At 36.0% G+C, this 17,533-nt stretch carries 31 protein-coding genes; 30 read left to right on the plus strand and 1 reads right to left on the minus strand.

All coding sequences use genetic code 11. The features are described from left to right. The first annotated feature begins 17 nt into the window (after nt 1-17). The 29 genes from DEU40_RS03485 to rplQ all read left to right on the plus strand — a co-directional run bounded on the left by DEU40_RS03485 (nt 18) and on the right by rplQ (nt 14,909). On the plus strand, nt 18-914 hold the full coding sequence (locus DEU40_RS03485; RefSeq protein WP_110008551.1) for a LysR family transcriptional regulator: 897 nt from the start codon (nt 18-20) through the stop codon (nt 912-914). 191 nt (nt 915-1,105) lie between these two features. Further along, complete coding sequence (gene rplC, locus DEU40_RS03490; RefSeq protein WP_002983195.1) at nt 1,106-1,732, plus strand: 50S ribosomal protein L3; 627 nt, start codon at nt 1,106-1,108, stop codon at nt 1,730-1,732. Further along, the gene (rplD, locus tag DEU40_RS03495; protein WP_034694672.1) at nt 1,723-2,352 is read left to right on the plus strand and encodes a 50S ribosomal protein L4; all 630 of its coding nucleotides are present in this window, start codon (nt 1,723-1,725) and stop codon (nt 2,350-2,352) included. The genes rplC and rplD overlap by 10 nt, the downstream gene beginning before the upstream one ends. Before the next feature lie 3 nt (nt 2,353-2,355). Then, nucleotides 2,356-2,646, plus strand: coding sequence for a 50S ribosomal protein L23 (gene rplW, locus DEU40_RS03500; protein ID WP_002983204.1), 291 nt, complete (start codon nt 2,356-2,358; stop codon nt 2,644-2,646). A 22-nt stretch (nt 2,647-2,668) separates the two neighbouring features. Further along, nucleotides 2,669-3,490, plus strand: a complete 822-nt coding sequence (rplB, locus tag DEU40_RS03505; RefSeq protein ID WP_027381305.1) for a 50S ribosomal protein L2 — start codon at nt 2,669-2,671, stop codon at nt 3,488-3,490. 2 nt (nt 3,491-3,492) lie between these two features. Continuing rightward, nucleotides 3,493-3,771 carry a 30S ribosomal protein S19 gene (gene rpsS / locus DEU40_RS03510; protein ID WP_002983209.1) on the plus strand — a complete coding sequence of 93 codons (279 nt, stop codon included), beginning with the start codon at nt 3,493-3,495 and terminating at the stop codon, nt 3,769-3,771. Nucleotides 3,772-3,773: 2 nt separating this feature from the next. Further along, nucleotides 3,774-4,172: a 50S ribosomal protein L22 gene (rplV, locus tag DEU40_RS03515; RefSeq protein WP_002983214.1), complete on the plus strand. Its 399-nt coding sequence runs from the start codon at nt 3,774-3,776 to the stop codon at nt 4,170-4,172. 7 nt (nt 4,173-4,179) lie between these two features. Beyond that, the gene (rpsC, locus tag DEU40_RS03520; protein WP_034694675.1) at nt 4,180-4,929 is read left to right on the plus strand and encodes a 30S ribosomal protein S3; all 750 of its coding nucleotides are present in this window, start codon (nt 4,180-4,182) and stop codon (nt 4,927-4,929) included. 97 nt (nt 4,930-5,026) lie between these two features. Next, entirely contained in the window at nt 5,027-5,452 is a 426-nt protein-coding gene (gene rplP / locus DEU40_RS03525) for a 50S ribosomal protein L16 (protein WP_034694677.1), read from the plus strand. 12 nt (nt 5,453-5,464) lie between these two features. Next, nucleotides 5,465-5,650 carry a 50S ribosomal protein L29 gene (rpmC, locus tag DEU40_RS03530; protein WP_034694678.1) on the plus strand — a complete coding sequence of 62 codons (186 nt, stop codon included), beginning with the start codon at nt 5,465-5,467 and terminating at the stop codon, nt 5,648-5,650. A 12-nt stretch (nt 5,651-5,662) separates the two neighbouring features. Next, nucleotides 5,663-5,917: a 30S ribosomal protein S17 gene (rpsQ, locus tag DEU40_RS03535; protein ID WP_027371715.1), complete on the plus strand. Its 255-nt coding sequence runs from the start codon at nt 5,663-5,665 to the stop codon at nt 5,915-5,917. Nucleotides 5,918-5,919: 2 nt separating this feature from the next. Further along, nucleotides 5,920-6,288, plus strand: a complete 369-nt coding sequence (rplN, locus tag DEU40_RS03540) for a 50S ribosomal protein L14 (RefSeq protein WP_002983226.1) — start codon at nt 5,920-5,922, stop codon at nt 6,286-6,288. A gap of 21 nt (nt 6,289-6,309) precedes the next feature. Then, nucleotides 6,310-6,636, plus strand: a complete 327-nt coding sequence (rplX, locus tag DEU40_RS03545) for a 50S ribosomal protein L24 (protein ID WP_047427597.1) — start codon at nt 6,310-6,312, stop codon at nt 6,634-6,636. An 11-nt stretch (nt 6,637-6,647) separates the two neighbouring features. Beyond that, nucleotides 6,648-7,199 (plus strand): 50S ribosomal protein L5, encoded by a 552-nt coding sequence (gene rplE, locus DEU40_RS03550; RefSeq protein ID WP_034694682.1) that lies wholly within the window; start codon nt 6,648-6,650, stop codon nt 7,197-7,199. A gap of 3 nt (nt 7,200-7,202) precedes the next feature. After that, complete coding sequence (rpsN, locus tag DEU40_RS03555; protein ID WP_002983233.1) at nt 7,203-7,472, plus strand: 30S ribosomal protein S14; 270 nt, start codon at nt 7,203-7,205, stop codon at nt 7,470-7,472. Nucleotides 7,473-7,619: 147 nt separating this feature from the next. Next, nucleotides 7,620-8,018, plus strand: a complete 399-nt coding sequence (rpsH, locus tag DEU40_RS03560; RefSeq protein WP_002983236.1) for a 30S ribosomal protein S8 — start codon at nt 7,620-7,622, stop codon at nt 8,016-8,018. A 17-nt stretch (nt 8,019-8,035) separates the two neighbouring features. Beyond that, nucleotides 8,036-8,581, plus strand: coding sequence for a 50S ribosomal protein L6 (gene rplF / locus DEU40_RS03565; protein WP_110008552.1), 546 nt, complete (start codon nt 8,036-8,038; stop codon nt 8,579-8,581). A 15-nt stretch (nt 8,582-8,596) separates the two neighbouring features. Continuing rightward, nucleotides 8,597-8,950: a 50S ribosomal protein L18 gene (gene rplR / locus DEU40_RS03570; protein WP_002983242.1), complete on the plus strand. Its 354-nt coding sequence runs from the start codon at nt 8,597-8,599 to the stop codon at nt 8,948-8,950. Nucleotides 8,951-8,969: 19 nt separating this feature from the next. After that, a complete protein-coding gene (gene rpsE, locus DEU40_RS03575; protein WP_002983245.1) occupies nt 8,970-9,491 on the plus strand; it encodes a 30S ribosomal protein S5 in 522 nt (173 codons plus the stop codon). An 11-nt stretch (nt 9,492-9,502) separates the two neighbouring features. Beyond that, entirely contained in the window at nt 9,503-9,679 is a 177-nt protein-coding gene (gene rpmD / locus DEU40_RS03580) for a 50S ribosomal protein L30 (protein WP_029297759.1), read from the plus strand. 21 nt (nt 9,680-9,700) lie between these two features. Beyond that, the gene (rplO, locus tag DEU40_RS03585; RefSeq protein ID WP_110008553.1) at nt 9,701-10,150 is read left to right on the plus strand and encodes a 50S ribosomal protein L15; all 450 of its coding nucleotides are present in this window, start codon (nt 9,701-9,703) and stop codon (nt 10,148-10,150) included. Nucleotides 10,151-10,159: 9 nt separating this feature from the next. Continuing rightward, on the plus strand, nt 10,160-11,539 hold the full coding sequence (secY, locus tag DEU40_RS03590) for a preprotein translocase subunit SecY (RefSeq protein ID WP_002983253.1): 1,380 nt from the start codon (nt 10,160-10,162) through the stop codon (nt 11,537-11,539). Nucleotides 11,540-11,542: 3 nt separating this feature from the next. Further along, nucleotides 11,543-11,758: a translation initiation factor IF-1 gene (infA, locus tag DEU40_RS03595; protein ID WP_002983257.1), complete on the plus strand. Its 216-nt coding sequence runs from the start codon at nt 11,543-11,545 to the stop codon at nt 11,756-11,758. 63 nt (nt 11,759-11,821) lie between these two features. After that, nucleotides 11,822-11,938 carry a 50S ribosomal protein L36 gene (rpmJ, locus tag DEU40_RS03600; RefSeq protein WP_007839480.1) on the plus strand — a complete coding sequence of 39 codons (117 nt, stop codon included), beginning with the start codon at nt 11,822-11,824 and terminating at the stop codon, nt 11,936-11,938. A 9-nt stretch (nt 11,939-11,947) separates the two neighbouring features. Beyond that, the gene (rpsM, locus tag DEU40_RS03605; RefSeq protein ID WP_002983260.1) at nt 11,948-12,325 is read left to right on the plus strand and encodes a 30S ribosomal protein S13; all 378 of its coding nucleotides are present in this window, start codon (nt 11,948-11,950) and stop codon (nt 12,323-12,325) included. Nucleotides 12,326-12,337: 12 nt separating this feature from the next. Further along, on the plus strand, nt 12,338-12,727 hold the full coding sequence (gene rpsK, locus DEU40_RS03610) for a 30S ribosomal protein S11 (protein WP_002983263.1): 390 nt from the start codon (nt 12,338-12,340) through the stop codon (nt 12,725-12,727). Nucleotides 12,728-12,746: 19 nt separating this feature from the next. Beyond that, entirely contained in the window at nt 12,747-13,355 is a 609-nt protein-coding gene (gene rpsD / locus DEU40_RS03615) for a 30S ribosomal protein S4 (RefSeq protein WP_110008554.1), read from the plus strand. A 33-nt stretch (nt 13,356-13,388) separates the two neighbouring features. Beyond that, complete coding sequence (locus DEU40_RS03620; protein WP_047376582.1) at nt 13,389-14,384, plus strand: DNA-directed RNA polymerase subunit alpha; 996 nt, start codon at nt 13,389-13,391, stop codon at nt 14,382-14,384. A 6-nt stretch (nt 14,385-14,390) separates the two neighbouring features. After that, entirely contained in the window at nt 14,391-14,909 is a 519-nt protein-coding gene (rplQ, locus tag DEU40_RS03625) for a 50S ribosomal protein L17 (RefSeq protein WP_110008555.1), read from the plus strand. Between the two features lie 105 nt (nt 14,910-15,014). On the opposite strand, the gene DEU40_RS03630 is transcribed toward rplQ, so the two are convergent. Next, nucleotides 15,015-15,449, minus strand: coding sequence for a hypothetical protein (locus DEU40_RS03630; RefSeq protein ID WP_110008556.1), 435 nt, complete (start codon nt 15,447-15,449; stop codon nt 15,015-15,017). Between the two features lie 66 nt (nt 15,450-15,515). Here DEU40_RS03630 and DEU40_RS03635 point away from each other — a divergent pair, with 66 nt between their 5' ends. Then, the gene (locus DEU40_RS03635; RefSeq protein ID WP_110008621.1) at nt 15,516-17,375 is read left to right on the plus strand and encodes a glycoside hydrolase family 35 protein; all 1,860 of its coding nucleotides are present in this window, start codon (nt 15,516-15,518) and stop codon (nt 17,373-17,375) included. The last annotated feature ends 158 nt before the right edge of the window (nt 17,376-17,533 follow it).

The raw sequence follows: 17,533 nt of genomic DNA on the forward strand, positions 1-17,533 counted from the left end.
ATGATTAACTTTGCGCTATGGAAATCAAGTTTTTAAAACTTATTAAAACAATTGCGGAGGAAGGGAGTATTGCAGGTTCTTCTGAAAAACTTTTTTTGACACAGTCGGCATTAAGCCATCAGCTTAAAGATCTGGAAATCCAGCTCGGGTTTAAAGTGTTTTACAGGGCAAGGAACAAATGGGAGCTTACTGAGGAGGGAAGTGTGCTTTACAAAACTGCATGTACGGTAATAGATAGTATAGGGAATGGTCTGAATGAGATTCAACAGATAAGAGCAGGAGCAGCGGGTACTATAAAAATCAGTACAGAATGTTACTCATTCTATCAGGGACTGCCGTTATTTATTCAGAAAATGAAAGTATTATATCCTGAGATTGAAGTGGATCTGGTATTGGAAGCAACTCATAAGCCTGTGGAAAAAATCATATCCAATGAAATTGATATTGCAGTGGTCACTTCAAAACCTTCCGTAAATAAGGAATTGACCTGCATTGAGATTTTTGAGGATGAAGTTTATGCAGTAATTCATCAGGAAAACCTTTTAAATGATACTGAATATCTTAGTGCTGAGGATTTTAGGGATGCTCATTTAATCATTCATTCTTTTCCTTTAGAAACAGTTTCTGTTTACGATCGGTTCCTTAATCCCAACGGAATGATGCCTGTGAAGATTTCAGCAGTTCCGTTAACAGAAGTTACTTTGGAAATGGTGCAGGCCAATATGGGGATTACCTGTATGCCGAAATGGGCATTGCATTCATTCAGGCTGTCTGATGAGCTGAAATTTAAAAAAATCGGAAGTAAGGGTTTGAAAAGAAAACATTATCTGGTGGTAAGAAAATCGGATGCCGGAAAAAAATATATTAATGACTTTCTTTTAAACTTCAATGAATATTTTCAAAATTTTGGATAGTTTTTTTTCTGAAACTGCTAAATGATTAAAAATCAAAATATTTTAGTCGAAATATTTGTCAGTTACAAAATTATTCATAAATTTGCACACTCATTTTAGGGGCGTAGTATGCCTATATCAAAAGTAGAAATTACTTCAGACTTCCGAAAAATGGGGATAAATAAAGGATAAATTTTATTATAATATAAACAATGTCAGGTATTATTGGTAAAAAAATCGGTATGACATCTTTGTTTAACGAAGAAGGAAAAAACATTCCTTGTACAGTTATCCAAGCTGGTCCATGCTCGGTTTTACAGGTCAGAACCTTAGAAAAAGACGGTTATAAAGCTGTTCAGTTAGGTTTCGATGACAAGAGTGAGAAGAACGTTGGTAAAGCGTTAGCTGGTCATTTTAAAAAGGCTGGTTCTGCTCCTAAAGCTAAATTAGTAGAATTCTACAGAGAGTTCGTTGATGAAGTAAAAGTAGGAGAAGAAGTAAAAGTTGATTTATTCGCTGAAGGTGAATATGTTGACGTAACAGGAACTTCAAAAGGTAAAGGCTTCCAGGGTGTTGTTAAGAGACACGGATTTGGAGGTGTAATGCAGGCAACTCATGGTCAGCACAACAGACTTAGAGCTCCAGGTTCTATCGGTGCTGGTTCAGACCCTTCAAGAGTATTCAAAGGGATGAGAATGGCTGGAAGAATGGGAGGTAAGCAGGTAACTGTTCAAAACCTTCAAGTGTTAAAAGTTGATCAAGAACAAAATCTTTTAGTAGTAAAAGGTGCTGTTCCGGGAGCTAAAAATTCTTATGTAATTATCAGAAAATGGAACTAGTAGTATTAAATACATCAGGAAAAGAGACCGGAAGAAAAGTAACTCTAGACGAAACAGTATTCGGAATTGAGCCAAATCAGCACGCGGTTTACTTAGAAGTTAAACAGTATCTTGCTGCTCAAAGACAAGGTACTCATAAAGCAAAAGAAAGAAGCGAAATTACTGCTTCTACTAAAAAGCTTAAGAAGCAAAAAGGATCAGGATCTGCTAGATATGGTGATATCAAATCTCCAGTATTCAGAGGTGGAGGTAGAGTATTCGGACCAAAACCAAGAGACTACAGATTCAAATTGAACAAAGCTCTTAAGAGATTGGCTAAGAAATCTGTTTTATCTCAAAAAATGAGAGACAACAGCATTAAAGTTTTAGAAGATGTGAGCTTTGACGCTCCTAAGACTAAAGATTTCATCAATGTATTAAATGCATTGGAACTTAACGGTAAAAAATCTTTATTCGTTCTTCCTGAAGCTAACAAGAATGTGTATTTATCTTCAAGAAACTTACCTAAAACTAAAGTAATGAACTTCAACGAGATCAGTTCTTACGATTTAGTAAACGCTGGTGAGATCATTTTCTTCGAAGGTGCAGTTGAAAAATTCCAGGAAAATTTAAAGAAATAAATCATGTCAGTTATTATTAAACCAGTTATTTCAGAAAAGGCTAATTACCTTACAGATTTAAGAGGTTCTTATTCTTTCTTAGTGAATCCTAAGGCGAATAAAATCGAGATCAAAAAAGCTGTTGAAGCAGCTTACGGTGTAAAAGTAGCAGACGTTAACACAATGATTTATGCTCCGAAGGTTTCTTCAAAATACACTAAAAAAGGTCTTCAAGTAGGAAAGACAAATAAATTGAAAAAAGCGGTAATCAAACTTGCTGAAGGCGAGGTTATCGATATTTTTGCTGTAAATTAATTATTAATTATAAATAATAGTAATGTCTGTTAGAAAATTAAAACCTATCACCCCGGGACAGAGATTCAGAATTGTAAACAATTTTGAGGAAATTACTACCAACAAACCAGAGAAATCTCTAACAGTTGGTATTAAAAAGTCAGGTGGACGTAACCAAACAGGTAAAATGACCATGCGTTACACCGGAGGTGGACACAAAAAGAAATACAGAATTATTGACTTCAAAAGAAACAAAGCAAACGTTGAAGCCACTGTAAAATCTGTAGAATACGATCCAAACAGAACTGCATTTATCGCTTTATTAGAGTACGCAGACGGAGAGAAGAGATATATCATCGCTCCAAACGGTATCAAAGTTGATCAGAAAGTAGTATCAGGAGAAAGCGTTGAACCAAACGTAGGTAACGCAATGAAATTGAAAAACATTCCATTGGGTACTGTAATCTCTTGTGTTGAAATGAAGCCTGGACAAGGTGCAATTTTAGCAAGAAGTGCTGGTTCTTCAGCTCAATTAACTTCAAGAGATGGTAAATATGCAATCATCAAGTTACCTTCAGGAGAATCAAGAATGATCCTTACTGAATGTATGGCAATGATTGGTTCTGTTTCCAACTCAGATCACCAATTAACTGTATCAGGTAAGGCTGGTAGAAGCAGATGGTTAGGTAGAAGACCAAGAACAAGAGCGGTTGTAATGAACCCAGTAGATCACCCAATGGGTGGTGGTGAAGGACGTTCTTCAGGAGGTCACCCAAGATCTAGAAACGGTAAACCGGCTAAAGGTTACAAAACTAGAAAGAAAAACAAAGTGTCTAACCGTTACATCGTATCTAAAAGAAAATAATTATGGCAAGATCACTTAAAAAAGGACCGTTCATTCATCATACTTTAGATAAGAAGGTTCAGGCAAATATAGAGTCTGGTAAGAAGACAGTTATCAAAACTTGGTCTAGAGCATCTATGATCTCTCCGGACTTCGTAGGACAAACTATTGCTGTACACAACGGGAAATCTTTTATCCCTGTTTACGTTACAGAAAACATGGTTGGTCACAAGTTAGGCGAATTTTCTCCAACAAGATCTTTCAGAGGTCATGGTGGTAACAAAAACAAAGGAAGCAGATAATCATGGGATCAAGAAAACAAGATAGTTCAATCGCAAGAAAAGAAGCTAACAAAGACGTTGTAAAAGCTTCATTAAATAATTGCCCGTCTTCTCCAAGAAAAATGAGATTAGTTGCTGATATCATTAGAGGAGAGCAGGTAGACAAAGCACTTTATATCCTAAAATATTCTAAGAAGGATGCTTCTAACAAGTTAGAGAAATTACTTCTTTCTGCTATGGCTAACTGGCAAGTGAAAAACGAAGGTGCTGACATTGAGGAAGCAAACCTTATCGTTAAAGAAATATTTGTGGATAGTGCAAGACAATTGAAGAGACTAAGACCAGCTCCACAAGGTAGAGGGTATAGAATCAGAAAAAGATCTAACCACGTTACATTAATCTTAGGTAACAAAGAAAATTAATCAAGGTATGGGACAGAAGACAAATCCAATTGGTAACAGATTAGGTATCATCAGAGGATGGGATTCTAACTGGTTTGGTGGAAACGATTATGGAGACAGAATCGCTGAAGACTACAAAATCAGAAGATACCTTGAAGCTAGATTATCTAAAGGTGGTATTTCAAAAATTTATATTGAAAGAACTTTAAAATTAGTTACAGTAACTATTACTACTGCTAGACCGGGACTTATCATCGGTAAAGGAGGTCAGGAAGTTGATAAATTGAAAGAAGAGTTGAAGAAATTGACTGGTAAGGATATTCAAATCAACATTTTCGAAATCAAAAGACCTGAATTAGATGCTGTACTAGTTGCTGATAGTATTTCTAAGCAAATTGAAAACAGAATTTCTTACAGAAGAGCTGTTAAAATGGCAATGGCAAGTACTATGAGAATGGGTGCTGAAGGTATCAAAGTTCAAATCTCTGGTAGATTAAACGGAGCTGAAATGGCAAGATCAGAATCTTTCAAAGAAGGAAGAATTCCATTGTCAACTTTCAGAGCTGATATTGATTACCACTGGGCAGAAGCTCACACTACTTACGGTAGACTAGGGGTAAAAGTTTGGATCATGAAGGGTGAAGTTTACGGTAAAAGAGAACTTTCTCCACTAGTGGGACAACAGAAAAAAGGAGGTCAGTCAGACAGAGGAAACAGAGGAGGAGACAGAGACAACAGAAGACCTAGAAAAAACAACAACAATAACAATAATAATTAAAATTTTAGATTAGAAATTTTGAATTTTAAATTACCGTTACTTTTTTAAAATAAAAAAAATCTAAAATCTAAAATCTAAAATCTAAAATTTAGAAATTATGTTACAACCAAAAAGAACCAAATTCCGTAGAGTTCATAAGATGAAGATGAAGGGGAATGCCCAGAGAGGTAGTCAACTTGCTTACGGAACTTTTGGGATCAAAGCAACGGAAGGAGCTTGGATCACTGCAAGACAGATTGAAGCGGCTCGTATCGCTGCGACAAGATATATGAAGAGAGAAGGTCAACTATGGATCAAAATCTTCCCAGATAAGCCAATTACTAAGAAACCAGCGGAAGTACGTATGGGTAAAGGTAAGGGTGCTGTTGAATACTGGGTAGCTGTAGTAAAACCAGGTAAAATTATGTTCGAAGTTGGAGGAGTTCCTTACGAAATTGCGAAAGAAGCTCTTAGACTTGCTGCACAAAAATTACCAGTAGTTACTAAATTCATCGTTGCTAACGATTTTGTTAAACCTCTATAATCTTTGAATACAATGAAAAATGCTGATATTAAAAATTTAAGCGCGGGTGATATTCAAGCTCAATTAACTGAAGCAAAAGCTCAATATTCTAAATTGAAATTGGCTCATGCAATCAGCCCAATTGAAAACCCGATTCAAATCAGAGATTTGAGAAAAACAATCGCAAGACTAAACACTGAGTTAACTAACAAACAATAATTTCATTTTACAATGGATAGAAATTTAAGAAAAGAAAGAATCGGAGTGGTTTCCAGCAATAAAATGGAAAAAACTATTGTTGTTAGTGAAACTACAAGAGTAAAGCACCCGATGTACGGTAAATTCGTTTTGAAAACGAAAAAATATACTGCACACGACGAGAATAACGAATGCACAGAAGGTGATACAGTTTTGATCCAGGAAACTAGACCTTTGAGCAAGAGCAAGAGATGGAGATTAGTAAGAATCATTGAAAAAGCTAAGTAATAATGTTACAAACAGAATCAAGATTAAAAGTTGCTGATAACACGGGTGCTAAAGAAGTACTAGTGATCAGAGTTCTGGGAGGAACCAGAAGAAGATATGCTTCAGTTGGTGATAAAATCGTTGTTACGATCAAGGATTCTACGCCATCTGGAAACGCTAAAAAAGGTCAGGTATCTAAAGCTGTAGTAGTAAGAACTAAGAAAGCAGTAAGAAGAAAAGATGGTTCATACATCAAATTCGACGACAATGCTTGTGTATTACTAAACGCAGCGGGAGAAATGAGAGGAACGCGTGTTTTCGGACCAGTTGCTCGTGAGTTGAGAGACAAAGAATATATGAAAATCATTTCATTAGCTCCTGAAGTACTTTAATTTTAAAAATTTTTAAAAGAAATGTCAAAGTTAAAAATAAAAAGAGGAGATAACGTAATCATTACTACTGGTAAGAAAGATATCAAAGGTAAGACTGGTGAAGTTATTGAAGTGATCAAGAAAGAAGGTAGAGACCCAAGAGTAATCGTTGCAGGACTTAACATCGTTAAAAAACACGTTAAGCCTTCAGCTTCTAATCCTCAAGGAGGAATTACTGAGAAGGAAGCTTCTATTCATATCTCAAACGTAGCTTTAGTTGGTAAAGACGGAAAAGCTATCAAAATCGGTTACAAAATCGAAGGAGATAAGAAAGTAAGAATTAACAAAAAAACGGGTGAAACTTTATAATTTGAATTAACATGGAATATATAGCAAGACCCAAAAAAGCATATAAAGAGACAATTGTTCCTGCAATGATGGAAGAATTCGGGTATAAGTCAGTAATGCAAGTACCTAAATTAGAGAAAATCGTTGTATCACAAGGTTTAGGTGATGCTACTGCAGACAAAAAAATCATTGATTATGCTGTAGAAGAGCTTACAAATATCACAGGTCAAAAGGCTGTTGGTACAATCTCTAAGAAAGACGAAGCTGCTTTCAAATTGAGAAAAGGTATGCCTGTAGGTGCAAAAGTTACTTTAAGAGGAAACCAGATGTATGAATTCTTAGACAGACTTACTGCTTCTGCTTTACCACGTATCAGAGATTTCTCTGGTATCAAAGCTGATGGTTTCGATGGTAGAGGTAACTACAACTTAGGTATTACTGAGCAGATTATCTTCCCTGAAATCGTAATTGACAAAGTGAAAAAAATCCAGGGGATGGACATCACTTTCGTTACTACTGCGAAAACAGATAAAGAAGCTAAAGCATTATTAACTCACTTCGGTTTACCATTTAAAAAGAACTAAGAAATGGCTAAAGAATCAATGAAAGCGCGTGAGCGCAAAAGAGAAGCACTAGTTGCTAAATACGCTGCTAAAAGACAAGCTCTTAAAGAAGCTGGTGATTACGAAGGACTTCAAAAATTGCCTAAAAATGCTTCTCCTGTAAGATTACACAACAGATGTAAACTAACAGGTAGACCAAGAGGATACATGAGAACGTTCGGTATTTCCAGAGTAACTTTCAGAGAAATGGCAAACAACGGTCTTATCCCAGGTGTAAGAAAAGCTAGTTGGTAATTATTACTAATTAAAAAATCGGGACAATTAAGTTGTTCAGATACTAAAGATAAAAATATCAGACCGAAGATTTCTGAAGTCTGATATTTTACTCTTCAAGTCTTTGCAAAACTGATTGTTCTTTAACCAATAATTTATAAAAGAAAAATGGTAACAGATCCAATTTCAGATTTCCTAACAAGAGTAAGGAACGCACAAAGCGCAGGCCACAAAGTGGTGGAAATTCCTGCATCGAAAATCAAAAAGGAGATTACTAAGATCTTATTTGATCAAGGGTATATCTTAAACTACAAGTTTGAAGATAACGCTGTTCAAGGAGTGATCAAAATCGCTTTAAAGTATGATAAGCAAACTAACAAACCGGCTATCAAGTCTATTCAAAGAGCTTCTAGACCAGGTTTGAGACAGTACAAAGGTTCAGCTGAGCTTCCAAGAGTACTAAACGGTTTGGGTATTTCTATCATCTCTACTTCTAAAGGAGTAATGACTGACAAGAAAGCTAGAGAAGAGAAAGTAGGCGGTGAAGTAATCTGCTATGTTTATTAATTTTTAATCAGAGGAAAATGTCAAGAATTGGTAAAGCAATTATAACAATTCCAGCAGGAGTTACAATCACTGAAAACAACGGTGTAGTAACTGTAAAAGGAGCTAAAGGAGAGCTTTCTCAGGAGCTTACTGCAGGAATTACTATAGAACAAAAAGATGGTGAACTTAACGTAAACAGACCATCTGATTCTAAACAACACAAAGCGCTTCACGGTTTATACAGAGCGTTAATCAACAACATGATTGTTGGTGTAAGTGCAGGTTTCGAAAAGAAACTTGAACTAGTAGGGGTAGGATATAGAGCTTCACACGCAGGTCAAAAACTTGAGTTGGCTTTAGGATTCTCTCACGGTATCGTATTAGAACTTCCAAGTGAAGTAAAAGTGGATACATTGACTGAAAAAGGTAAAAACCCAATTATTACTTTAACGTCTCACGACAACCAACTTCTAGGAATGGTAGCTGCAAAGATCCGTTCTTTCAGAAAGCCTGAGCCATACAAAGGAAAAGGTGTAAGATTCGTAGGAGAAATTGTTAGACGTAAAGCTGGTAAATCTGCTTAATAAATTATAAGTATTATGGCATTAAGTAAATTAGAAAAAAGAATAAGAATCAAAAGAAGAGTAAGAGGGAAAATCTCTGGATCTTCTGAATTGCCAAGATTATCTGTATACAAAAGTAATAAGGAAATTTACGCTCAGTTAATCGACGATAAAAATGGTAAAACTTTAGTTTCAGCTTCTTCAAGAGAGAAAGGTGTAGACGCTAAAGGGACTAAGACTGAAGTTTCTGCTGCTGTTGGTAAAGCTATCGCTGCTAAAGCTATCGCTGCAGGAATCGAAAGTATTGTATTTGACAGAAACGGATTCGTATACCACGGTAGAGTAAAAGCTCTTGCTGATGGTGCAAGAGAAGGAGGACTTAAATTCTAATCATTAAATTTCGGAAAATATGTTAGGACTAGATAATATAGAAAGAGTAAAACCGGGAGGATTAGAATTAAAAGATCGTCTCGTAGCTGTTAACAGAGTAACAAAAGTAACAAAAGGAGGTAGAGCTTTCGGATTTTCTGCTATTGTTGTAGTAGGTAACGAAGAAGGTGTTATCGGTTTCGGTTTAGGAAAATCTAAAGAGGTTGCTTCTGCAATTGCTAAAGCAGTTGAAGACGCTAAGAAAAACCTTGTGAAAGTTCCTGTAATGAACCATACTATCCCTCACCAAACTACTGCTAGATACGGTGGTGCAGATATCTTCCTAAGACCTGCTTCTCACGGTACAGGATTGATCGCCGGAGGTGCGGTAAGAGCGGTATTGGAATCTGCTGGTATTCACGATATCCTTTCAAAATCTAAAGGATCTTCTAACCCTCACAACGTAGTGAAAGCTACTTTCAAAGCGTTATTAGACATCAGAAGACCTGAAGAGATCGCTAGAATGAGAGGAATTTCTCTAAGTAAAGTGTTTAACGGTTAATAATTAAAACAATGGCAACAATTAAAGTAAAGCAAGTAAGAAGCGCTATTGGTAGAACAAAAACCCAAAAGAGAACGCTTGAAGCATTAGGATTAAAAAAACTTCACCAAGTTGTAGAACACGAAGCTACTCCTTCTATCTTAGGAATGATCGCTGCAGTAAGCCACTTACTTGAAGTTCAAAAATAATTTTATAAAAGAGAAATTAAAATGAATTTAAATAACATAAAACCTGCTGCAGGATCTACTTTCAACTCAAAGAGAATTGGTAGAGGTCAAGGTAGTGGAAAAGGAGGTACTTCAACAAAAGGACACAAAGGTCAGAAAGCTAGAGCTGGTTATTCTCAAAAAATCGGTTTCGAAGGTGGACAGATGCCTTTACAAAGAAGATTACCTAAATTCGGATTCAAAAACGTAAACAGAAAAGAGTTTAGAGGAGTTAACCTTGATACTATCCAGACTTTAATCGAGAACAAATCCATCACCGGAGATATCACGAAAGAAGTTTTAGTAGCAAACGGAATAATTTCTAAAAACGAATTAGTGAAAATTATGGGTAGAGGAGAATTGAAATCTGCGGTTTCAATCTCTGCTGACAAATTCACTAAATCTGCTGAAGAGCTTATTGCTAAAGCAGGTGGAAAAGCAATTACCTTATAATACTTACTAATGAAAGAATTTATACAAACACTTAAAAATATTTGGAGTCTTAAAGAACTTAGAGATAAAATTCTCTTCACTTTAGGGATTATCCTTGTGTATAGATTCGCATCTTATATCTCGCTTCCTGCAATTAACCTTGCAGAGGTGGGAGATCTCTTAGAGCATTATAAAAATCAAGGCGGTAACAAGCAAGGAGCAGGTCTCCTTGGCTTGCTTTCGTCGTTTACGGGGGGAGCTTTCAGCCACGCTTCCGTAATGGCGTTGGGAATCATGCCTTATATTTCTGCTTCTATTATTGTTCAGTTGATGGGGATGGCTATTCCTTATCTTCAGAAGCTTCAGAAAGATGGAGAGTCAGGTAGAAATACATTGAACCAAATTACAAGATGGTTAACAATTGGAGTTTGTCTGGTACAGGCACCTTCTTACTTAACTTCTATTACTCAATTATTCTTACCATATGCTCAGTTCCAGTCTGCATACTATGTAGAGCCAAATTCAATCATGTTCTGGTTGCCAAGTATTGTTATTTTGGTTGCCGGTTCAGTATTCGCAATGTGGCTGGGTGAAAAGATTACCGATAAAGGAATCGGAAATGGTATCTCTATCCTTATTATGGTGGGGATCCTTTCAAGATTACCTGAGGCATTCGTACAGGAGATGGCCGTGCAGAACGGAAAAGGAGGAATGGGATCTATCATGATCCTTATTGAAGTATTATTCTGGATGTTGGTAGTTCTTTTAGCAGTAATCTTATCAGTAGCTGTTAGAAAAATTCCAATTCAGTATGTAAGCAGAGCTCAAGCAAGAGGAGGTGTAAACAGAAATCTTATGCAGGGAGCAAGACAATGGATTCCATTGAAAGTAAATGCTGCTGGTGTAATGCCGATTATCTTTGCCCAGGCATTGATGTTCGTACCAGGATTATTAACAAAATTCGATGAGTCTAACACTTTTCTTGCAGGTTTCAAGAATGTTTTTAGCTGGCAGTACAACGTATTGTTTGCGCTATTAATTATTATCTTCTCATTTTTCTATACTGCGATTACAATTCCGGTAAACCAGATGGCTGATGACTTGAAGAGAAATGGAGGTTTAGTACCGAAAGTAAGACCCGGTAAAGAGACCGCTGATTATTTAGATGATATTTTATCAAAAATTACCTTGCCAGGTGCAATTTTTTTATCTATCTTTGCAGTCCTTCCAGCAATTGTGCATGGAAGCTTTGTTCAGACAGATGCGTTTGCCCTATTTTTCGGGGGAACATCATTATTAATTATGGTGGGTGTAATTTTAGATACAGTTCAACAGATTAATACTTATCTGCTGAACCATCATTATGATGGCTTAATGCAGTCTAAATTATCAAGAACGACTGGATATTAATTTATGGCAAAACAAAAACATATTGAACAAGATGGCGTGATCGTGGAAGCACTTTCTAACGCCATGTTCCGTGTAGAGCTGGAAAATGGGCATATCCTTATTGCTCATATCTCCGGCAAAATGAGAATGCATTATATTAAACTTTTACCTGGAGATAAGGTAAAACTAGAAATGTCTCCCTATGATTTAACAAAAGGGAGGATCACATTTAGATATTAAAAACAATTAGCCAAATGGAATACACATTCCATTTGGCATTTGTAAAAAATAAATACTATCAAAATGAAAGTAAGAGCATCAATTAAAAAAAGAAGCGCTGATTGCAAAATCGTACGCAGAAAAGGTGTACTATTCGTAATCAACAAGAAGAACCCAAAATTTAAACAAAGACAAGGTTAACATTAAATTATGGCGAGAATTGCAGGTATTGATTTACCAAAAAACAAAAGAGGTGTTATCGGTTTAACTTACATCTATGGAGTAGGAAGAAGTACTTCTTCTGAAATCCTTAAAGCTGCCGGTATCAGCGAAGACAAGAAAGTCAACGAATGGAATGACGATGAATTGGCTGCAATCAGAACATATATCTCTGAAAACGTAAAAGTAGAAGGAGAATTGAGATCTGAAGTGCAATTGAACATCAAGAGATTGATGGACATAGGATGCCAACGAGGAATACGTCACAGACTTGGATTACCTTTAAGAGGCCAGAGAACGAAAAACAACTCTAGAACACGTAAAGGGAAGAGAAAAACTGTTGCTAACAAGAAAAAAGCTAGTAAATAATCGTTAGGAATTATGGCAAAACAAACTAAAGTAGTTAAGAAAAGAAAAGTAAAAGTTGAAGCTATTGGTGAAGCTCATATTCAGGCTTCTTTCAATAACATCATCATTTCTTTAACAAATAAAAACGGAGAGGTTATCTCTTGGGCTTCTGCCGGTAAAATGGGTTTCAGAGGTTCTAAAAAGAATACTCCATTTGCTGCTCAGATGGCAGCTGAAAATTGCTCTGCTGTAGCTCACGAAGCTGGTTTAAGAAGAGTAAAGGTGTTTGTGAAAGGTCCAGGTGCAGGTAGAGAATCTGCTATCAGATCTATCCACAATTCAGGAATTGAAGTTAGCGAAATCATTGATGTGACTCCTATGCCACACAATGGATGTAGACCACCAAAAAGAAGAAGAGTTTAATTTTTAGAATTTACCCATTATGGCAAGATATATTGGACCTAAAACTAAGATTGCTAGAAAGTTTGGTGCTGCAATCTACGGAGATGATAAAAACTTCGAAAAAAGAAAGAACCAACCGCCAGGACAACACGGTCCTAACAAAAGAAGAGGTGCTAAAAAATCAGAATATGCAATTCAGTTAGCTGAAAAACAAAAAGCTAAATATACTTACGGTATTTTAGAAAGACAGTTTGCTAACCTATTTGACAAAGCACACAGAAGTAAAGGTGTAACAGGGGAAGTTCTATTACAACTTTGTGAATCAAGATTGGATAACGTAGTATACAGATTAGGTTTTGCTAAAACAAGATCTGGAGCTAGACAATTGGTTTCTCACAGACACATCACTGTGAACGGGGAAATTCTTAATATCCCTTCTTACTTGGTAAAAGCTGGTGATGTAATCGCTGTAAGAGAAAAGTCTAAGTCTCTTGAAGTTGTTACCAATGCATTGGCTTCTAAGTCAAACTATGAGTGGTTACAATTCAACGATGAGAAGAAAGAAGGAACTTTCGTTTCTGCTCCTGAAAGAATCCAGATTCCGGAGGATATTAAGGAGAACCTTATCGTCGAACTTTACTCTAAATAATTTTTTAATCAAATTTTTGCTCAACCCAATAATATGGCAATTTTACAATTCATAAAACCCGATAAAGTAATTTTACTTAACTCTGATGAATTTAAAGGTCAATTTGAATTCAGACCTTTAGAACCAGGTTTCGGGCTTACAATCGGTAATGCTTTGAGAAGAGTGTTGCTTTCTTCTCTGGAAGGATACGCTATTTCATCTATCAAAATAGAAGGTGTAGAGCACGAATTTTCAACTATTCCAGGAGTAATCGAAGACGTTACCGAAATTATTCTTAACCTTAAGCAGGTAAGATTAAAAGCTGCAGCAGAAGGCCAGGCTAACGAGCAGGTTGTTGCTAAAGTTTCAGGTCAAACGGTTATTACTGCTGGTGATTTAGGAAAGTCTATCAATGGATTTGAGGTTCTGAACCCGGATCTAGTGATCTGCAACCTAAACAGTGATGTAACTTTCGAAATTACTTTCAATATTGAAAAAGGTAGAGGGTATGTTCCTTCTGAACAAAATAAATCAAACAATGCTCCTGTAGGAACTATTGCTATTGACTCTATTTTCACGCCGATCAAGAAAGTACAATACAGCATTGAAAATTATCGTGTAGAGCAAAAAACAGACTACGAAAAACTTGTATTAGATATAGAAACTGATGGGTCTATCAGCCCTCAGAATGCTTTAACTGAAGCTTCTAAGATATTAATTTATCACTTCATGTTATTCTCTGATGAGAGAATCACGCTTGAAACTGAAGCTGTAAAAGCATCTATCCAGTACGATGAAGAAACTCTTCACACAAGACAACTTCTTAAGTCTAAATTAGCAGATATGGATCTTTCTGTAAGAGCCCTTAACTGTCTGAAAGCGGCTGAAGTAGAAACTCTTGGAGAACTGGTTTCTTACAGTAAGTCTGATTTGATGAAATTCAGAAATTTTGGTAAAAAATCTTTGACAGAACTAGAAGAATTAGTGCATTCAAAAGGTCTTAACTTCGGTTTCGACGTTGCAAAATATAAGTTAGACGCTGATAAATAATTAATAATGAGACACGGTAAAAAATTCAATCACTTAGGAAGAACAGCTTCTCACAGAAGTGCTTTACTTTCTAATATGGCTTGTTCTCTAATTGAGCATAAAAGAATCAACACTACTGTAGCTAAAGCTAAAGCTTTAAGAGTATATGTTGAGCCTCTATTAACAAAAGCAAAAGAAGATACTACACACAACAGAAGAGTAGTATTCTCTTACCTTCAAAATAAATTTGCGGTTGCTGAATTATTCAGAACTGTAGCTCCTAAAATCGCTGAAAGAAACGGTGGTTATACAAGAATCATAAAGACAGGATTCAGACCAGGTGATGCTGCTGACACTGCTCTTATCGAATTAGTAGATTTCAACGAGCTTTACAACCCTAATGCTGAAGAGAAAAAAGCTACAAGAAGAAGCAGAAGATCAACAACTGCTAAAAAAGCTGAAGCAGTAGTTGCTGATGCTCCTGCAGTTGAAGAGAAAGTAGAAGAAGCTAAAGCTGATACTACTGAGGAAAAAACTGAAGAATAATATTCATTCAGATATATAAAAAAAACCATCCGGATTCCGGATGGTTTTTTTTATGTACTACTTATCAAATAAAAATGTTCCTCAATTTTGAAGGACATTTTTTATTTAAATCTTTGTTCTTTTAAGCTCAATAATATTATTCCCTTGTTCAAGGTGAAGGCTGTCTCCTTTTACCCTTGCCGTCATATCATCTTTTTTGTAAATCGTTTCATCCCCTTTGGTTTCCGATTTAGGTAACGTAAATGTTTTCTTATTGCTGGTGATGGCTACCGTACTTTCTTTCGGATCGTTTTTAAATACTACTTTCACCAGTGTTCCGTCAGTAGCTTTATAGACAAAATCGGTTTTCTCATTTTTCTTTCCGTTGATATCTACAGTCGAAGAACTTTGTGTTACCGAATCTATCTTTCCGTTGTTGTCTGTAACTACAGTTTCTGAACTGTCTGTTTTGATAACGCTTTTATTTCCGCTTTCACTTTTTTTACAGCTGACTACTGCCAGTGCCAATACAGCACCCAGTGCTAAAAGACTTTTTTTCATGATTATATTATTTGATATTCAATTGATTTTTATATTTTAAATTTTACAAAAATCATGCCTTACAATATGAGAAATTTTAACCGTTATTTATGCATAATTCTTTTATTTTTCTCCTTGAATACTGTGTTTTCACAGAAAGGAAATTTTGAAATTAAAGATGGACATTTCTTCCTGAACGGAAAATCATTTACCGTGTATTCAGGAGAAATGCATTATCCCAGAGTTCCGTCGGAGTATTGGAAGCATCGTCTGGAGATGATGAAAGCAATGGGACTGAATACCGTTACGACCTACGTTTTTTGGAATTATCATGAAGAAGCCCCGGGAAAATGGAATTTTTCAGGTGAAAAAGATTTGCAGAAGTTCATCAAAACGGCACAGGAAGTTGGCTTATACGTTATCATTCGTCCGGGGCCTTATGTTTGTGCAGAGTGGGAATTCGGAGGATATCCGTGGTGGCTGCAGAAAAATAAAGACCTTGAAATAAGAAGAGACAACAAAGCTTTCTTAGAGGAATGCCGTAAATATATCAGTCAGCTGGCAAAGCAGATCGTACCTCTGCAGATTAATAATGGCGGCCCGGTTATTATGGTACAGGCAGAGAATGAATTTGGATCTTACGTTGCCCAGCGAAAAGATATTCCGTTGGAAGAACACAGGGAATACAGTCATAAGATTAAAGATGTGCTGTTGAAAAGCGGAATCTCGGTACCTTTATTTACCTCAGACGGCAGTTCACTTTTTAAAGGAGGATCTATTGAAGGTGCTTTACCTACCGCAAACGGAGAAGGTGATATTGCTGTTTTAAAGAAAAGCATCAATGAGTATAATGGTGGAAAAGGTCCTTATATGGTTGCAGAATATTATCCCGGATGGCTCGATCATTGGGCAGAACCATTCGTTAAGGTCTCCACAGAAGAAGTGGTGAAGCAAACAAAGCTCTATATAGAAAATGATATTTCTTTTAATTATTATATGATTCATGGCGGAACCAACTTTGGATTTACCAGTGGTGCCAATTACGATAAGGATCATGATATCCAGCCGGATCTTACGAGCTATGATTATGATGCTCCCATCAGTGAAGCAGGATGGGCAACCCCTAAATATAATGCGTTGAGAGAAATTTTTCAATCCCTCAATAAAAGTAAGCTTCCGGATGTTCCAAAACCAGTAAAAGTCATCACCATTCCCCGGATAAAATTTTCAAAAGTAAATTCTCTGTTTGATCTTACCGATCATCAGAAACCTGTTATTAATGACCAGCCACTGACGTTTGAAGATTTGAACATCGGAAACGGATATGTTCTTTACAGAAGAAAGTTTGACAAAGACCATAAAGGGATTTTGGAAATGAAAGGACTCCGTGATTATGCGAATATTTACATCAATGGCCAATGGAAAGGCGAATTGAACAGAGTATATAAAAAGTATGATCTTGCTATTGAAATAAAATCCGGAGACCGGCTGGAAATTCTTGTTGAAAATATGGGAAGAATCAATTACGGAGCAGAGATTGCTCATAATTTAAAAGGAATTATCAGCCCCATAAAAATTAATGGCGCTGAAGTTTCCGGGAACTGGGAAATGCTTCCTCTTCCTTTTGATACTTTTCCAAAACATCATTTTAAAAATAAAGAAATTGCAGACCATTCACCTATTATTCAGCAGGCAGAATTTGTGCTTGAAGAAATCGGTGATACTTTTCTTGATATGAGAAATTTTGGAAAAGGTATTGTTTTTATTAATGGGAAAAATGCAGGAAGATACTGGAGTACTGCAGGTCCTCAGCAAACACTTTACATTCCCGGAGTATGGCTGAAAAAAGGCAAAAACAGGATTCAGATCTTTGAACAGATTAAGTTTCACCATACAATAATCAGTATTGATCATCCTATCCTTGATCAGATTGTGAGTAATAATTGATTTTAAAAACGGATTTGTAATTTTTTATTTTGATTTATTATGAAATATTTATAATAATATTGTTTTTGAAGTGAAAAATTGATTAAATTTAATACAACTAAAACACTAAGCCATAACTTCAAACTCAAATAATAATATTACACAAAGGTGTAATTGAT

The organism is Chryseobacterium sp. AG844 (assembly GCF_003182335.1).
In the GTDB taxonomy this organism is placed as follows: Bacteria; Bacteroidota; Bacteroidia; order Flavobacteriales; family Weeksellaceae; genus Chryseobacterium; species Chryseobacterium cupriresistens.

Coding starts and splice junctions, on each gene's coding strand:
- DEU40_RS03485 (WP_110008551.1), top strand. CDS start 18: ATGGAAATCAAGTTTTTAAAACTTATTAAAACAATTGCGGAGGAAGGG.
- rplC (WP_002983195.1), top strand. CDS start 1,106: ATGTCAGGTATTATTGGTAAAAAAATCGGTATGACATCTTTGTTTAAC.
- rplD (WP_034694672.1), top strand. CDS start 1,723: ATGGAACTAGTAGTATTAAATACATCAGGAAAAGAGACCGGAAGAAAA.
- rplW (WP_002983204.1), top strand. CDS start 2,356: ATGTCAGTTATTATTAAACCAGTTATTTCAGAAAAGGCTAATTACCTT.
- rplB (WP_027381305.1), top strand. CDS start 2,669: ATGTCTGTTAGAAAATTAAAACCTATCACCCCGGGACAGAGATTCAGA.
- rpsS (WP_002983209.1), top strand. CDS start 3,493: ATGGCAAGATCACTTAAAAAAGGACCGTTCATTCATCATACTTTAGAT.
- rplV (WP_002983214.1), top strand. CDS start 3,774: ATGGGATCAAGAAAACAAGATAGTTCAATCGCAAGAAAAGAAGCTAAC.
- rpsC (WP_034694675.1), top strand. CDS start 4,180: ATGGGACAGAAGACAAATCCAATTGGTAACAGATTAGGTATCATCAGA.
- rplP (WP_034694677.1), top strand. CDS start 5,027: ATGTTACAACCAAAAAGAACCAAATTCCGTAGAGTTCATAAGATGAAG.
- rpmC (WP_034694678.1), top strand. CDS start 5,465: ATGAAAAATGCTGATATTAAAAATTTAAGCGCGGGTGATATTCAAGCT.
- rpsQ (WP_027371715.1), top strand. CDS start 5,663: ATGGATAGAAATTTAAGAAAAGAAAGAATCGGAGTGGTTTCCAGCAAT.
- rplN (WP_002983226.1), top strand. CDS start 5,920: ATGTTACAAACAGAATCAAGATTAAAAGTTGCTGATAACACGGGTGCT.
- rplX (WP_047427597.1), top strand. CDS start 6,310: ATGTCAAAGTTAAAAATAAAAAGAGGAGATAACGTAATCATTACTACT.
- rplE (WP_034694682.1), top strand. CDS start 6,648: ATGGAATATATAGCAAGACCCAAAAAAGCATATAAAGAGACAATTGTT.
- rpsN (WP_002983233.1), top strand. CDS start 7,203: ATGGCTAAAGAATCAATGAAAGCGCGTGAGCGCAAAAGAGAAGCACTA.
- rpsH (WP_002983236.1), top strand. CDS start 7,620: ATGGTAACAGATCCAATTTCAGATTTCCTAACAAGAGTAAGGAACGCA.
- rplF (WP_110008552.1), top strand. CDS start 8,036: ATGTCAAGAATTGGTAAAGCAATTATAACAATTCCAGCAGGAGTTACA.
- rplR (WP_002983242.1), top strand. CDS start 8,597: ATGGCATTAAGTAAATTAGAAAAAAGAATAAGAATCAAAAGAAGAGTA.
- rpsE (WP_002983245.1), top strand. CDS start 8,970: ATGTTAGGACTAGATAATATAGAAAGAGTAAAACCGGGAGGATTAGAA.
- rpmD (WP_029297759.1), top strand. CDS start 9,503: ATGGCAACAATTAAAGTAAAGCAAGTAAGAAGCGCTATTGGTAGAACA.
- rplO (WP_110008553.1), top strand. CDS start 9,701: ATGAATTTAAATAACATAAAACCTGCTGCAGGATCTACTTTCAACTCA.
- secY (WP_002983253.1), top strand. CDS start 10,160: ATGAAAGAATTTATACAAACACTTAAAAATATTTGGAGTCTTAAAGAA.
- infA (WP_002983257.1), top strand. CDS start 11,543: ATGGCAAAACAAAAACATATTGAACAAGATGGCGTGATCGTGGAAGCA.
- rpmJ (WP_007839480.1), top strand. CDS start 11,822: ATGAAAGTAAGAGCATCAATTAAAAAAAGAAGCGCTGATTGCAAAATC.
- rpsM (WP_002983260.1), top strand. CDS start 11,948: ATGGCGAGAATTGCAGGTATTGATTTACCAAAAAACAAAAGAGGTGTT.
- rpsK (WP_002983263.1), top strand. CDS start 12,338: ATGGCAAAACAAACTAAAGTAGTTAAGAAAAGAAAAGTAAAAGTTGAA.
- rpsD (WP_110008554.1), top strand. CDS start 12,747: ATGGCAAGATATATTGGACCTAAAACTAAGATTGCTAGAAAGTTTGGT.
- DEU40_RS03620 (WP_047376582.1), top strand. CDS start 13,389: ATGGCAATTTTACAATTCATAAAACCCGATAAAGTAATTTTACTTAAC.
- rplQ (WP_110008555.1), top strand. CDS start 14,391: ATGAGACACGGTAAAAAATTCAATCACTTAGGAAGAACAGCTTCTCAC.
- DEU40_RS03630 (WP_110008556.1), bottom strand. CDS start 15,449: ATGAAAAAAAGTCTTTTAGCACTGGGTGCTGTATTGGCACTGGCAGTA.
- DEU40_RS03635 (WP_110008621.1), top strand. CDS start 15,516: ATGAGAAATTTTAACCGTTATTTATGCATAATTCTTTTATTTTTCTCC.